Consider the following 12798-nt stretch of genomic DNA (forward strand, 5'->3'; position numbering starts at 1 on the left):
TTGTTTATGACTTCATTTATGAATTATGCTGATTTACAAGGAATTATAAATTATTCTGACATGAAAATTAGCCCCCTGTAAAAAAGGGAAGCAATAGATTCAAAATTTCAAAACCTGAACATTTACCAATATGATAATTCTATTTTAATAAAAATATTCCTGTATTGTCTTTTAGAACTTTGAAGCTTGGATTTATGTATGCTATGCCTTGCAAAAGTCGAAGTTAGCATAATGAAAATCTAGAAGTATATATAAAATCTTTCCTTGTACTAACATCATTTTTGTAATACAGTGAATAATGTGACAATATTATGAACAAACAAAGGGGGAAATTGGATGGAAGAGTTTATTGGGCAAATAAATAACTTTTTATGGGGACCTTGGATGATTTATGGCTGTTTGGCTATCGGTCTATTATTTTCAATCCTTACTCGTTTCTTGCAAGTTCGACTGATCAAGGATATGGTTGTTCAAATGTTCAAAGGTGAAAAATCGGATGCCGGGGTATCTTCATTCCAAGCATTATCGATTGCATTATCAGGTCGTGTTGGAACCGGAAATATTGCAGGGGTTGCTACGGCGATTGCATTTGGTGGTCCAGGGGCTGTATTCTGGATGTGGGCAATTGCGTTTATCGGGGCGTCTTCAGCGTTTGTTGAATCAACTTTGGCTCAAATTTATAAAGTGAAAGACCAAGGACAATACCGTGGTGGTCCTGCTTATTACATAGAAAAAGGAATCGGCTCGAAGTGGTATGCAGTTATTTTTGCACTCGCAACATTACTGGCTATGTCCATTTTGATGCCAGGCATTCAATCGAACTCAATTGCCATAGGGATGGAAAATGCATTTGACATGCCTCGATGGGTTACTGGAGCTATAATTGTTGTCATTCTAGGCGGCATTATTCTCGGCGGAGTAAAACGTATTGCAAACGTAGCTCAATTTGTCGTACCTTTCATGGCGCTAGCATACATTCTAATGGCAATTATCATTATTGGAATGAACATTACTGAAGTGCCAAGTGTTCTTAGATTGATCTTTTCAAGTGCTTTCAGCTTTGACTCGACTTTCGGTGGGATGATTGGTGCTGCAATTGCATGGGGCGTCAAACGTGGAGTCTATTCAAATGAAGCTGGTCAAGGTACTGGACCACACGCAGCAGCTGCGGCAGAAGTTTCTCATCCGGTGAAACAAGGTCTCGTTCAGGCATTCTCAGTGTACATTGATACATTATTGGTGTGTTCAGCAACTGCATTCATGATTTTATTCACAGGGATGTACAATGTTCAATTGGATGACGGCGAAGGCGAATTTGTTGTTGAAAACCTTCCAGGAGTCGATGCTGGAGCTGGCTACACGCAAGCGGCAATTGATTATGCAATGCCGGGAGCAGGTATTGGAGCTGGATTTGTTGCAATTGCGTTGTTCTTCTTTGCATTCACGACAATTATGGCTTACTACTATATGGCAGAAACCAATGTTGCTTATCTACTGAAAGGCAATGCTGAAAAAATAGGTATTTTTGTTTTGAAAATTGTCATTTTAATAACAGCGTTCTATGGAACGATAAATGAAGCTAAATTAGCATGGGCACTAGGCGATGTAGGGTTAGGTTTAATGTGTTGGTTGAATTTAATTGCAATTCTCATCATAGCTAAGCCCGCTCTTCTTGCTCTTAAAGATTATGAAGCTCAGAAAAAAGAAGGCAAAGATCCAGTATTTGATCCGAGAAACTTAGGCATTAAAAATGCTGATTTCTGGGTTGAATATAATGACAACTTAAAAAATGAGAACCTGAAGAAATAACAATGTATCGCCTAACTCCGGTTGGGCGATTTTGTTCTTTAAGAGAAAGAAAAAGAGATTATCTGCAAATCCATTAGATCCGAGTGTGCATACAGTTGTAGCAAGAGCTGTTGAACAAGCCGTACAGGAACAAAAATAAGTAATAACCGTTTCATTCCATTGTGAATGAGACGGTTTTTGTTTTATGATTATACAAAGTGGAGGTGCCATCATGACAAAAATCTGTTTTCATCATGCAACATTTTATACGATGAAAGATTCACAACATACTATTGATGCAGTTTTGGTCGAGAACGGCAAAATTATCAATACCGGTTTATATGAAGATATGAAAAAGCATGCAGATCAATGTATCGATCTTGAGGGGGCATTTGTCTATCCTGGATTTGTGGACAGCCATATACATATGATTGGTCATGGTGATAAATTGCGTCATATTGATTTATCTAAATATATGTCTCCAAATGAAATGACGGCAGATTTGAAAAATCTTCTGATCAATCATCCAGAGGGAGAATGGTTCCTTGCTGAAGGATGGAATGAAAATAATTTTGACAACAAAAAAATACTTACCCGCTACGAACTGGATGAGCTTTCTACTTCACCGATTGTATTAAAGCGAATTTGTAGACATGCTATGATTGTGAATTCAGTTGCACTTAAGCTGGCGGGAATTACAAAAGATACTCCCGACCCGGAAGATGGTGTCATAGTCAGAGACGATGAAGGCGAGCCAACTGGATATTTATTGGACGGGGCTATGGCTTTTGTAGAAAAACATATACCTGAAGTGTCTGTTACACAATTGGTTATTTCTTTAGAAACGGCTTTGACCGATTTGTTATCGCGAGGCTTTACAGGCGTTCATACAGAGGATATGAGTTATTACGGTGATTACAACCGACCGTTGCAAGCGTTTAAAACAGTCATCGGAAATGACCGCAAATTCCGTGTGAATTTACTTCGCCATCATACAGTCTTTGAAGAGATGATGCATGAAGCAACATATGATCAACCGTGGATTGAACCAGGCGCAATGAAGATATTTATTGATGGTTCCCTTGGAGGGCGAACTGCCTTGCTGAGTGAGCCATATGCCGACGACATGTCAACTTCAGGTGTTTCAATTCATACTCAAGAAGAATTGAATGCCCTCGTGGCAAGAGCTCGTTCTTATGGTGAAGCAGTAGCTGTGCATGCAATTGGTGATATGGGGATGGAAATGATTGTATCCGCTATAGAAAAACATCCTGTCCGAGAAGGGAAACGAGATCGTTTAATTCATGCGAATGTATTACACGAGGATTTAGTAAACCGTATGGAGAAACTTGATATTGTACTCGATATACAACCAAGTTTTGTTACATCGGACTTTCCGTGGGTTAAAGAGAGGTTGGGAGAAACTCGACTTGACTGGGCGTATGCTTGGAAAAAGCTATTGGACCGCGGAATTACATGTAGCGGAGGTTCAGATTCTCCAATAGAAGAAGTGGATCCACGACTCGGTTTATATGCAGCCATTGCAAGGAAGAGCCCTGGAGACACACATGACGGGTATCAACCACAGGAAAAACTCAGTCGATACGACGCGATTGCCCTATATACGATTGGCAGTGCAATGGCTATTGGCAAGGAACATGAAAGAGGCTACATTAAGAAGAACTTTGACGCGGATTTTACCGTCTTTGATCGAGATTTATTTGACGGATCAGATGAACAAGTTCTGGAAGCAAAAGTCGTGAAAACAATCATCGCCGGAGAGATTGTGTTTGAAAAATAAATTAAAAAAGTAAAAGGCTGACTACTTATTAGGGTCAGCCTTTTTGCGTAGGGAAATCGTATATTAGAAGACTTCCTTGTAATTCGTAACTTCCCGTAAAGCTGCTTCTTCCATCGGGATGCGCACACACAAAATAATTAAATTTAATAAAGCAAATATCAGTGCTGTAAAGTAAGCCCCAAACATTAAGGGAATCACTAAAATTTCCAATGAAACGACGACATAATTTGGGTGTCTTAAGAAGCGGAAGGGTCCTTTTTTAACGACATGCGCACCAGGTAAGACAAGGATTTTTGTGTTCCAGAACCTTCCAAGTGAAGCGATTACCCATACTCGCATGATTTGCAGACCTACAAAAATTATAAATAGCACAGGCCAAAGAGAGGGGAGTTCGCGCTCGAACATCAAAAATTCAACAATTAGACTAAGGAAAAAGCCAACATGTATGCCTACCATGTAAGGATAGTGCCTCGCACCGACTTCGTATCCTCCTTGACCACGAATCCATCGCTCATTATTGCGTGCGACAAAGAGCTCAACTATTCTTTGCACAATAACAAATCCCACTATACTGGAGAAAATAATTGTTTCTATTGCCATTCCAGCAACACCAATTCTCCACTGAATCCAGGTCCAAGTGCCGCCAACAAACCTTTTTCTCCTGGAGAACAATCCATCTTCATGAAAGCTTCCAATACATAAAGAACGGTGGGCGAAGACATATTCCCGTGTTTTCTTAAAATTTCCCTTGAAATATCGGTTTTGGATGAGTCAAACCCAAGCGATTTTTCGTATGCAGTCAGCACTTTCTTGCCACCAGGATGGGCAATAAAATGGTCAAGCTGTTTAGAAGTCAAGTGGTGTTCTGCCAAAAATTCTGTAACGAATGGCTCGAGCCACTTTTCAATAATGGAAGGAATGCTTTTGGAAAAGACGACATGCAATCCATCGTTTTTCATATCCCATCCCATCACATTTTCGGAATTGGCCATTGTTTTTGAAGATGTGGCGACAAATGTGGGACAAGGTTTCTTGGATTGAATGGCTGCGTCGTCTCCGCAAATCAATGCACAAGCTACTCCATCTGCAAATAAAGATGCCCCAATTAAATTGCTCTTTGAGTAGTCATTTGGCTGAAATGTTAAGCTGCATAATTCCACACATAGCACGAGTACTTTCGCTTTCGGATAAGCAAGACAATAGTCAAATGCGCGACTTAATCCTGATGCACCGCCTGCACACCCCAGTCCCCAAATCGGGATGCGTTTGACATAGTCAGAGAATGGAAGTTGATTTAAAATTCGCGCCTCGATACTCGGTGTCGAAAAACCGGTACTAGAAATAAATAAAATACCGTCAATCTCGGAAGGATGAACGGACTCTTCCAAAAACTCACGGTTTTGCAGACAGGCATTAATAGCTAAAGCACCGTAGGAAGTGGCAAGTTCAATGTATAGTCGATTTCGTTCTTCCAAATCATGAGGATGTTCAAACCACTCCATTGGCACGCAAAATTGACGGGATTCAATTTCGCCATTTTCAAACACTTTGAGCATCCGTTCCAAATCTTCATAGTGATCGGTAAATAAATTTTTCAATAATGTCGAGGCTTCTTCTTGGGAATAGGGATATGGAGGAAGGAATGAACTGATGGATTGGATTTTTGGCATAGAAATCTCCTTAGGGAAAAATGATAACCCTAGTTTTTCCAATCCTCTTAAAAATATGCAAAAAACCTTAAGGAAAGCTAAATAGCTTACCTTAAGGTCATGTAAGATGCTTCATTTTCTCAATCGCCACAACAAACGGCGGATGATTTTGTTGATTGATAAATTCATATTTCAGTACATGGACAAATGATTGAGGTAATGTTTGTAAATAATCAAGCAAAGCGTCACGCTCCACATCGCCCCCCTCATGTCCATGGTATACGACCAACACAATGATTCCACCGACTTTTAATAAATCCAGACAACCAGTGATTGCTTGAATGGTTGTATTCGGTTTTGTGATGATGGAATGGTCTGCACCTGGCAAATAGCCGAGGTTGAAAACGGCGGCAGATATTTCATTCGTTACATATTGGGTAATTTTCTCGTGACCATCTTGTATGACCGTAGCACATTCCTGCCATTCACCTAATCGTAATCGTGTTGCTTCAATTGCCTCTTCCTGAACATCGAAAGCATACACTTTTCCAGTCAGTCCAACCAGCTGTGCGAGAAAGAGGGTATCATGGCCATTCCCAGCGGTTGCGTCTACAACAGTATCTCCAGGAGAAACCGAGCTTTTTAATAATGTTTTCACATAGGGGAGAACCCTTTCGAGTTTCATTGTATGCTCACCTTCTCTGAGAAATGTTTGCCTTGCCAACTGTCCCGGTGAACAAGTTCAGCATCGATCGCATTCAATACAGACCATTTATTGACACTCCACATGGGCCCGATCATTAAATTAATCGGTCCATCTCCTGTAATACGATGAATTACCATTTCAGGTGGCAGTAGTTCAAGCTGATCGGCAACGAGTTGGACATATGCGTCCTGGTCCATAAACTCGACCATTCCTTTTTCGTATTGTTTGATCATAGGTGTTCCCTTCAGTAAATGAAGCAAATGGATTTTAATCCCTTGGACATCCAGTTTGGATACTTCACGGGCAGTTTCCATCATCATCTCTTTATCTTCAAGAGGCAGACCATTAATAATATGGGCACATACGTTAATGCCATGTTTGCGGAGTTTCTGAACTCCTTCGACATAACAAGCATAATCATGTGCACGATTGATTAACTTTGCTGTCCGTTCGTGAACGGTCTGAAGACCAAGTTCTACCCATAGAAAGGTACGTTCGTTCAATTCAGCCAGATATTCCACGACATCATCTGGCAGACAATCGGGGCGTGTTGCTATCGATAAACCGATAACGCCTTCCTGTGCTAAAGCAGCTTCGAATTTTTCTTTTAATACAGGGAGCGGCGCATGTGTATTCGTGTAAGCCTGAAAATAAGCCATATATTTTCCGTCTTTCCATTTCTTATGCATCTTATTTTTCACTTCTTCAAATTGAACGTCAATCGAATCTACACGGTCACCGGCAAAATCTCCTGAGCCCGCCGCGCTGCAGAATGTGCAACCTCCGAAAGCCACTGTTCCGTCCCTATTTGGACAATCAAATCCAGCGTCTAATGCTACTTTAAATACTTTGAAACCAAATTCGTTTCGTAAATGACGGTTCCAGGTGTAGTATCGCTTCCCGTCAGAAGGAAAAGGGAAAATCATTTATGCATCCACTCCTCTAAAAGGGTATTTTATCATGTTTCTCTTAGAAAACCCATGCGCCCAAAAAGCAGAATACTTGTATTATTTGAGACATCTTGTTGGATTGCCCAAAAAAGACTACAATTATTTAGGATTTCGAAATAATGGAGGAATTGTCATGCCTAGAAGTGTATGGCTTTTAATAATAGGTATGCTCGTCAATGTCACGGGTAGCTCGTTTTTATGGCCCTTAAATACTATATATTTACATGAACATTTAGGAAAAAGTCTGTCAGTGGCAGGGTTGGTTTTAATGGCGAATGCAGGTGCAGGAATCTTCGGTAATTTACTCGGTGGTTATTTGTTTGACCGTATTGGTGGGTATAAATCCATCATGCTTGGAATTGTCATTACTATAATTGGTCTGATCGGGTTAACTCTATGGCACGGTTGGCCGCATTATGTGTGGTTCCTGACGATTATAGGATTCAGTGGAGGTATTGTCTTTCCAAGTATGTATGCGATGGTCGGAACTGCCTGGCCGGAAGGTGGGAGGAAAGCGTTCAATGCGATCTATCTTGCACAAAATTTGGGTGTAGCTATCGGTCCGGCAGTAGCTGGAATTATCGCGGATGCCAGTTTTGATTATATTTTCATCGCGAATTTAGGCATGTATCTTGTGTTCTTTTTCATTGTGTTTTTTGGCTATCGAAAGTTTAATATTTCGCCGAATATGCATACTTCCGTCATTAATGAAGGGAAAAAGATACGAAACAAAGCACCGTTTTATGCCTTGCTTATCGTCACTAGCGGCTATTTAATATGTTGGCTAGTGTATGTGCAATGGCAGTCAACTATTGCTACGTATACTCAGGAGCTGGGTCTGACACTGAAGCATTACAGTTTGCTATGGACAATTAACGGCTTGCTCATTTTAGCTGCCCAGCCAATCATTCAACCGATTGTCAAAAGACTTGAACACCGTATAAAAGCTCAGCTGGTTTTAGGTATTGTCATCATGATGATTTCATTTATCGTCGTTGGATATGCACAAGTATTTTCGATGTTCGTAACAGCGATGGTGATATTGACCATTGGGGAGATGTTTGTGTGGCCCGCTGTGCCGACTTTAGCAAGTCAGCTGGCGCCTAAGGGCAGGGAAGGGTTCTATCAGGGAATTGTTAACAGTACTGCGACTGTTGGAAGAATGCTGGGTCCTTTTGTAGGTGGAGTCCTGGTCGATCAGTATGGTATGACAGCTATGTTTTTAATCTTGACGTCATTCATGGCATTGGCTATCATCCCAAGCCTTTACTATGATCGTCCACTTAAAAAAGCAATGTTAAAGAATGCAGTAGATGTTGAATAAGAATTAACATGTACTTTTCTGTTGCATGATGGCATGTGTAGTAAGAGTGCAAATTAGGAGGAAATTGGTTAGTTGCTCCAAAGAGATTGCATTTACATCTATCATGAAATCTATGATAACAATAGGAAATTTAAATTTAACCTTAAGAAAAGAAAGTGAAGAGCCTACTTAGGCTCTTCGCTTTTTTGCATAATTGCGTATTCTTTGGGAAAATAGAATGGAACGAATCGCAAAGTTAGGGTGAGTAAAATGAAGTCAGTATTACAACAATTACCGGAGTCTGTTCTTGCACAAATTTTGGAGAACGCATTTCAATGGTTTGTCGTGGTAGATAAAAATTCACGAATCCTTTATATCAACGAAGACTATTGCCAGTTTTTAGAGGTGCCACGAGATCAAGCCATCGGAAAACCTGTGGATGAAGTAATCGAAAATACAAAAATGCACGAAGTTATTAAATCCGGAATGGCACACCAAGCATCTCCTCATTACATAAAAGGGACATATATGCTGGCTAATCGCGTACCTTTAATAGTGGATGGAGAAATTGTCGGTGCTTTTGGAAGCGTTGTTTTTCGGGATATGAACGATTGGAAAAAGCTTAGTTCACACGTTAGGACTACCATGGACAAAATTAACATGACTTCGCATGAAGCACCGAACAAATTATATCGTCTTGAAGATATCAAAGGTAGTTCGAAAGCGATTCGTTCGATCAAAGAAACAATACAAATGATTGCCCCAAGTGATTTGTCCGTACTGATAGAAGGCGAAAGTGGGACGGGAAAAGAACTATTCGCTCAAAGTATCCATGAACGATCGGAGCGTGCCGAATTTCCCTTTGTGAAAATTAATTGTGCAGCAATCCCAGAGGATTTATTGGAATTGGAGATTTTTGGTGCCAATATAGAGCCCGAAAAGCATCATCGAAAAGGACGCTTTGAACTTGCCGATAATGGCACCTTGTTTCTTGATGAAATTGGTGCAATGCCACTGACCATTCAAGCGAAGCTATTACGCGCTATACAGGAAGGTGAAATTGAACCCATTGGCTCTAATATGACGAAACAGGTAAACGTTAGAATACTTGCAGCAACCAATCGTCCTTTGGAACATTTAATTGAACAAGGCAAATTCCGAGAAGATTTATATTATCGAATACAAGCCATTACGCTACGTATTCCCCCGTTACGTGAGCGAATGGAAGATTTCACAGAACTGGCTAATACCTTTCTGCAGCAATACATATTAAAGGCTGGTAAACGCAGACTTGTCCTGTCGAGCCGAACAAGAGAGTATTTACAAAACTACCATTGGCCCGGCAATGTTCGCGAATTGCAAAATGTCATTCAAGCGGCAGTTTATTTAGCCGAGCACGAGATAATAGAACCAACTGCATTACCGGAACAATTGAAACAAGTTCGAAAAAAACCCGTAACTCAGTTCGTCAACTTGCAGGATGCAATAGAAGATCTTGAAAAAATGATGATTCAACATGCATTGCAAGATGAAAAGGATAAAAGGATAATAGCCAAACAATTAGGACTGAGTCGTTCGACACTTTATGAAAAAATAAAAAAATATAACTTATGACCTAATTCCGAATAAACGGACGTAAATCCGAAAAATAAGACTACTAATTTCGACAAAATCTCTATTCATATTAAATAGACTTCTAAATAGTCCGAAATTTCGGACTTGAGGACGAGGGGTTTCGACAATTTGTTGTCACAAGTTCTATTGCGTGAAAATTCTGCATCTGTTTTAATAGCTATGAAAGCGCTTTTATACAATTAATTATATGAATTCTTGTAAGGAGGAAAACACATGAAGCCAATCTATTCTTCTGCAGAAGAGGCTGTACAACAAATTCAAAATGGGGCGACATTAATGGTCGGTGGTTTTGGACTGGTTGGAATACCCGAAAAATTGATTCTTGCTCTTGTTGATAAAGGAGTAACCGATTTAACCGTTATCTCGAATAACTGTGGAGTTGATGATTGGGGACTTGGTCTTTTATTGAAAAATAAACAAATAAAAAAGATGATCGGTTCATATGTTGGTGAAAACAAGGAATTTGAACGCCAAGTATTATCTGGCGAAATCGAAGTGGAGTTGACGCCACAAGGGACTTTAGCTGAAAAAATTCGTGCGGGCGGTGCAGGCATTCCTGCATTCTTTACTCCGGCAGGCGTTGGTACAACCATTGCTGAAGGAAAAGAAATTCGTGATTTTGACGGTAAGGAATATGTACTTGAAGAAGCATTGCGAGCTGACTTTGCACTTGTTCGTGCTGCGAAAGCTGATAAGTTTGGGAATCTTGTTTATAACAAAACAGCGCAAAACTTTAATCCGATGATGGCGGCTGCAGGAAAATTCACCATTGCAGAAGTGGAAGAAATTGTTGAAACAGGTGATTTGGATCCGAACACAGTTCAAACACCAAGCATCTATGTACAAGGACTACTGCAAGCATCACAAGAAAAACGGATTGAACGTTTAACGACTCGTTCATAAGACAGGAGGAGACAAACAGCATGGGAAAAGTAAATGTTAGGGATCGTATAGCTATTCGAGCTGAACAAGAAATTGAAGACGGAAACTACGTGAACTTAGGAATTGGGATGCCAACTTTGGTTGCAAACTATATTTCTCCTAACAAAACAGTAGTTTTACAATCTGAAAACGGATTACTAGGTATCGGACCGTATCCAACAGAAAATGAAGTTGATCCTGACTTGATTAACGCAGGAAAGGAAACGGTTACAACAACTCCAGGTTCTGCATTTTTCACAAGTGCTGAGTCGTTTGCCATGATTCGTGGTGGACATGTTGACGTTGCTATTTTAGGTGGTATGGAAGTTTCAGAGACTGGCGATTTAGCAAACTGGATGATTCCAGGCAAAATGATTAAAGGCATGGGCGGCGCAATGGATTTAGTTCATGGTGCCAAGAAAATCATCGTGATTATGGACCATGTTGCAAAAGATGGGTCAGCCAAAATCAAGAAACAATGTGATCTCCCGTTAACCGGTAAAGGCGTAGTAAATAAAATAATTACAGAACGTGCTTTGATTGAAGTAACACCAACTGGATTGGTTCTAAAAGAAGTTTTTGAAGGGTTCTCTGTTCAAGACGTCATTGATTCTACAGAAGCTTCTTTAAATGTGGATAATGTAAAAGAAAACGTCCAGTTCTAAAACGTCTTAATAAAATTTCGGGGGAAATTTATTAATGGATACTAGTATTGTATTAAGTATGATCGGCCTCCTTGGTGGACTAGCTTTACTCATTTTCTTAACATTAAAAGGTGTAAATATTCTTATTGGTGGTCCCATTTCTGCATTATTCGTTGCCGTCATGAGTGGTCTGCCATTATTTCCTCAGTTGGTTGAAGAAGGAGCAGCAAACTTTGTTACCAGTTATATGACAGGTTTTACATCATTCATTTTAGCTTGGTACCTAATGTTCTTACTTGGGGCTGTTTTTGGAAAAGTAATGGAAGACAGTGGTGCTGCAGATTCAGTTGCCAAATGGTTTGTAGCAAAATTAGGCATGAAGTTTGCCGTGCTTGCAATTGTACTTGCATGTGCAGCTTTAACTTACGGCGGTGTTAGTTTGTTCGTCGTAGCATTCTCTGTATATCCAATGGCTATCTCTTTATTTAAACAAGCAGATTTACCACGTCGTTTTATTCCAGCGACATTAGCTTTAGGATCTGTCACATTTACAATGACTTCTGCAGGTTCTCCAGAAATTCAAAACTGGATTCCAATTCCATATTTAAAGACAGATCAGTTTGCAGGTTGGGAAGTCAGTTTAATTGTAGCTGCTTTCATGGCAGTTTTCGGTTATTGGTGGTTGAAAAAACTTATCACGAAAGCAGTCAATAAAGGTGAACGTTTTGAAGATCGTGAAACGGATCCAACTTTTGATGTAAACCGTCCATTGCCAAATCCATTCCTATCTATGATTCCATTATTGGTTGTATTGGGTATTTCGTTCATTTTCCACAATGAATTAAAAACTTCCGCATTAATTGTTGCCTTGCTGGGTGGAATTATTGCAACGTTTATCGTTAGTTGGAAATACTTTAAATCACCTTGGGAAGCAGTTTCTGCAGGTACTGTAGGTGCTATTATCGCTATTGGTAACACGGCTGCGGTTGTAGGCTTCGGTGGAGTTGCAAAATCTGTGCCTGCATTTCAGGTAGCAGTTGATGCAATGACCAGCATTCCTGGTTCTCCTTTAATCGGAGCAGCTGTAGCGGTATCAGTAATTGCAGGTATGACTGGTTCAGCTTCTGGTGGGCAAGCTATAGCATTACCATTATTAGCACCAGGTTATATGGATGCTGGTGTTAACCCTGAAGCGTTACACCGTGTTGTGGCCATTTCATCTGGAGCGCTTGATTCATTGCCACACAATGGCTATGTAGTCACAACTATTCATTCCATTTGTGGTGAGAAATATAGCCAAGCATATTGGGCAGTAGCTGCAACTACAGTTGTTACACCAGCAATCGGTGTAGTAATTGCGATTATACTTTTCTCGTTTGGTTTTGGAATTAATTAAATGAA

Annotated in this window: 11 protein-coding genes; 7 read left to right on the forward strand and 4 right to left on the reverse strand. The window is 40.1% G+C overall.

What is annotated here, in order from left to right; translation table 11 throughout:
• Positions 1-336: 336 nt before the first annotated feature.
• A complete protein-coding gene (locus tag HMPREF1210_RS00190; RefSeq protein WP_016426555.1) occupies positions 337-1809 on the forward strand; it encodes a sodium:alanine symporter family protein in 1473 nt (490 codons plus the stop codon).
• A 211-nt stretch (positions 1810-2020) separates the two neighbouring features.
• On the forward strand, positions 2021-3589 hold the full coding sequence (locus HMPREF1210_RS00195) for an amidohydrolase (RefSeq protein ID WP_016426556.1): 1569 nt from the start codon (positions 2021-2023) through the stop codon (positions 3587-3589).
• 63 nt (positions 3590-3652) lie between these two features.
• On the opposite strand, the gene HMPREF1210_RS00200 is transcribed toward HMPREF1210_RS00195, so the two are convergent.
• The 4 genes from HMPREF1210_RS00200 to HMPREF1210_RS00215 all read right to left on the reverse strand — a co-directional run bounded on the left by HMPREF1210_RS00200 (position 3653) and on the right by HMPREF1210_RS00215 (position 6870).
• On the reverse strand, positions 3653-4189 hold the full coding sequence (locus HMPREF1210_RS00200) for an isoprenylcysteine carboxyl methyltransferase family protein (RefSeq protein ID WP_081637767.1): 537 nt from the start codon (positions 4187-4189) through the stop codon (positions 3653-3655).
• Positions 4180-5259 carry a type III polyketide synthase gene (locus HMPREF1210_RS00205; protein ID WP_016426558.1) on the reverse strand — a complete coding sequence of 360 codons (1080 nt, stop codon included), beginning with the start codon at positions 5257-5259 and terminating at the stop codon, positions 4180-4182. The genes HMPREF1210_RS00200 and HMPREF1210_RS00205 overlap by 10 nt, the downstream gene beginning before the upstream one ends.
• A gap of 97 nt (positions 5260-5356) precedes the next feature.
• Positions 5357-5923, reverse strand: a complete 567-nt coding sequence (locus HMPREF1210_RS00210) for a class I SAM-dependent methyltransferase (protein ID WP_016426559.1) — start codon at positions 5921-5923, stop codon at positions 5357-5359.
• Complete coding sequence (locus HMPREF1210_RS00215) at positions 5920-6870, reverse strand: TIGR01212 family radical SAM protein (protein WP_016426560.1); 951 nt, start codon at positions 6868-6870, stop codon at positions 5920-5922. Before HMPREF1210_RS00215 ends, HMPREF1210_RS00210 begins: the two co-directional genes overlap by 4 nt.
• Before the next feature lie 157 nt (positions 6871-7027).
• Between HMPREF1210_RS00215 and HMPREF1210_RS00220 the strand changes: the two genes are divergently transcribed.
• The 5 genes from HMPREF1210_RS00220 (at position 7028) to HMPREF1210_RS00240 (ending at position 12793) form a co-directional block, all read left to right on the forward strand.
• Positions 7028-8218 (forward strand): MFS transporter, encoded by a 1191-nt coding sequence (locus HMPREF1210_RS00220; protein WP_016426561.1) that lies wholly within the window; start codon positions 7028-7030, stop codon positions 8216-8218.
• A 249-nt stretch (positions 8219-8467) separates the two neighbouring features.
• Entirely contained in the window at positions 8468-9811 is a 1344-nt protein-coding gene (locus HMPREF1210_RS00225) for a sigma-54-dependent Fis family transcriptional regulator (protein ID WP_016426562.1), read from the forward strand.
• 234 nt (positions 9812-10045) lie between these two features.
• A complete protein-coding gene (locus tag HMPREF1210_RS00230) occupies positions 10046-10735 on the forward strand; it encodes a CoA transferase subunit A (protein WP_016426563.1) in 690 nt (229 codons plus the stop codon).
• Between the two features lie 20 nt (positions 10736-10755).
• Positions 10756-11418 carry a 3-oxoacid CoA-transferase subunit B gene (locus HMPREF1210_RS00235; protein ID WP_016426564.1) on the forward strand — a complete coding sequence of 221 codons (663 nt, stop codon included), beginning with the start codon at positions 10756-10758 and terminating at the stop codon, positions 11416-11418.
• Between the two features lie 34 nt (positions 11419-11452).
• Positions 11453-12793, forward strand: coding sequence for a GntP family permease (locus HMPREF1210_RS00240; RefSeq protein WP_016426565.1), 1341 nt, complete (start codon positions 11453-11455; stop codon positions 12791-12793).
• Positions 12794-12798: the final 5 nt, after the last annotated feature.

The organism is Paenisporosarcina sp. HGH0030, from assembly GCF_000411295.1.
Taxonomy (GTDB): Bacteria; Bacillota; Bacilli; order Bacillales_A; family Planococcaceae; genus Paenisporosarcina.

Excerpts from the sequence above, each read along its gene's own strand:
- HMPREF1210_RS00190 (WP_016426555.1), top strand. The coding sequence starts at position 337 with ATGGAAGAGTTTATTGGGCAAATAAATAACTTTTTATGGGGACCTTGG.
- HMPREF1210_RS00210 (WP_016426559.1), bottom strand. The coding sequence starts at position 5,923 with ATGAAACTCGAAAGGGTTCTCCCCTATGTGAAAACATTATTAAAAAGC.
- HMPREF1210_RS00200 (WP_081637767.1), bottom strand. The coding sequence starts at position 4,189 with ATGGCAATAGAAACAATTATTTTCTCCAGTATAGTGGGATTTGTTATT.
- HMPREF1210_RS00235 (WP_016426564.1), top strand. The coding sequence starts at position 10,756 with ATGGGAAAAGTAAATGTTAGGGATCGTATAGCTATTCGAGCTGAACAA.
- HMPREF1210_RS00195 (WP_016426556.1), top strand. The coding sequence starts at position 2,021 with ATGACAAAAATCTGTTTTCATCATGCAACATTTTATACGATGAAAGAT.
- HMPREF1210_RS00230 (WP_016426563.1), top strand. The coding sequence starts at position 10,046 with ATGAAGCCAATCTATTCTTCTGCAGAAGAGGCTGTACAACAAATTCAA.
- HMPREF1210_RS00225 (WP_016426562.1), top strand. The coding sequence starts at position 8,468 with ATGAAGTCAGTATTACAACAATTACCGGAGTCTGTTCTTGCACAAATT.
- HMPREF1210_RS00205 (WP_016426558.1), bottom strand. The coding sequence starts at position 5,259 with ATGCCAAAAATCCAATCCATCAGTTCATTCCTTCCTCCATATCCCTAT.
- HMPREF1210_RS00220 (WP_016426561.1), top strand. The coding sequence starts at position 7,028 with ATGCCTAGAAGTGTATGGCTTTTAATAATAGGTATGCTCGTCAATGTC.
- HMPREF1210_RS00240 (WP_016426565.1), top strand. The coding sequence starts at position 11,453 with ATGGATACTAGTATTGTATTAAGTATGATCGGCCTCCTTGGTGGACTA.
- HMPREF1210_RS00215 (WP_016426560.1), bottom strand. The coding sequence starts at position 6,870 with ATGATTTTCCCTTTTCCTTCTGACGGGAAGCGATACTACACCTGGAAC.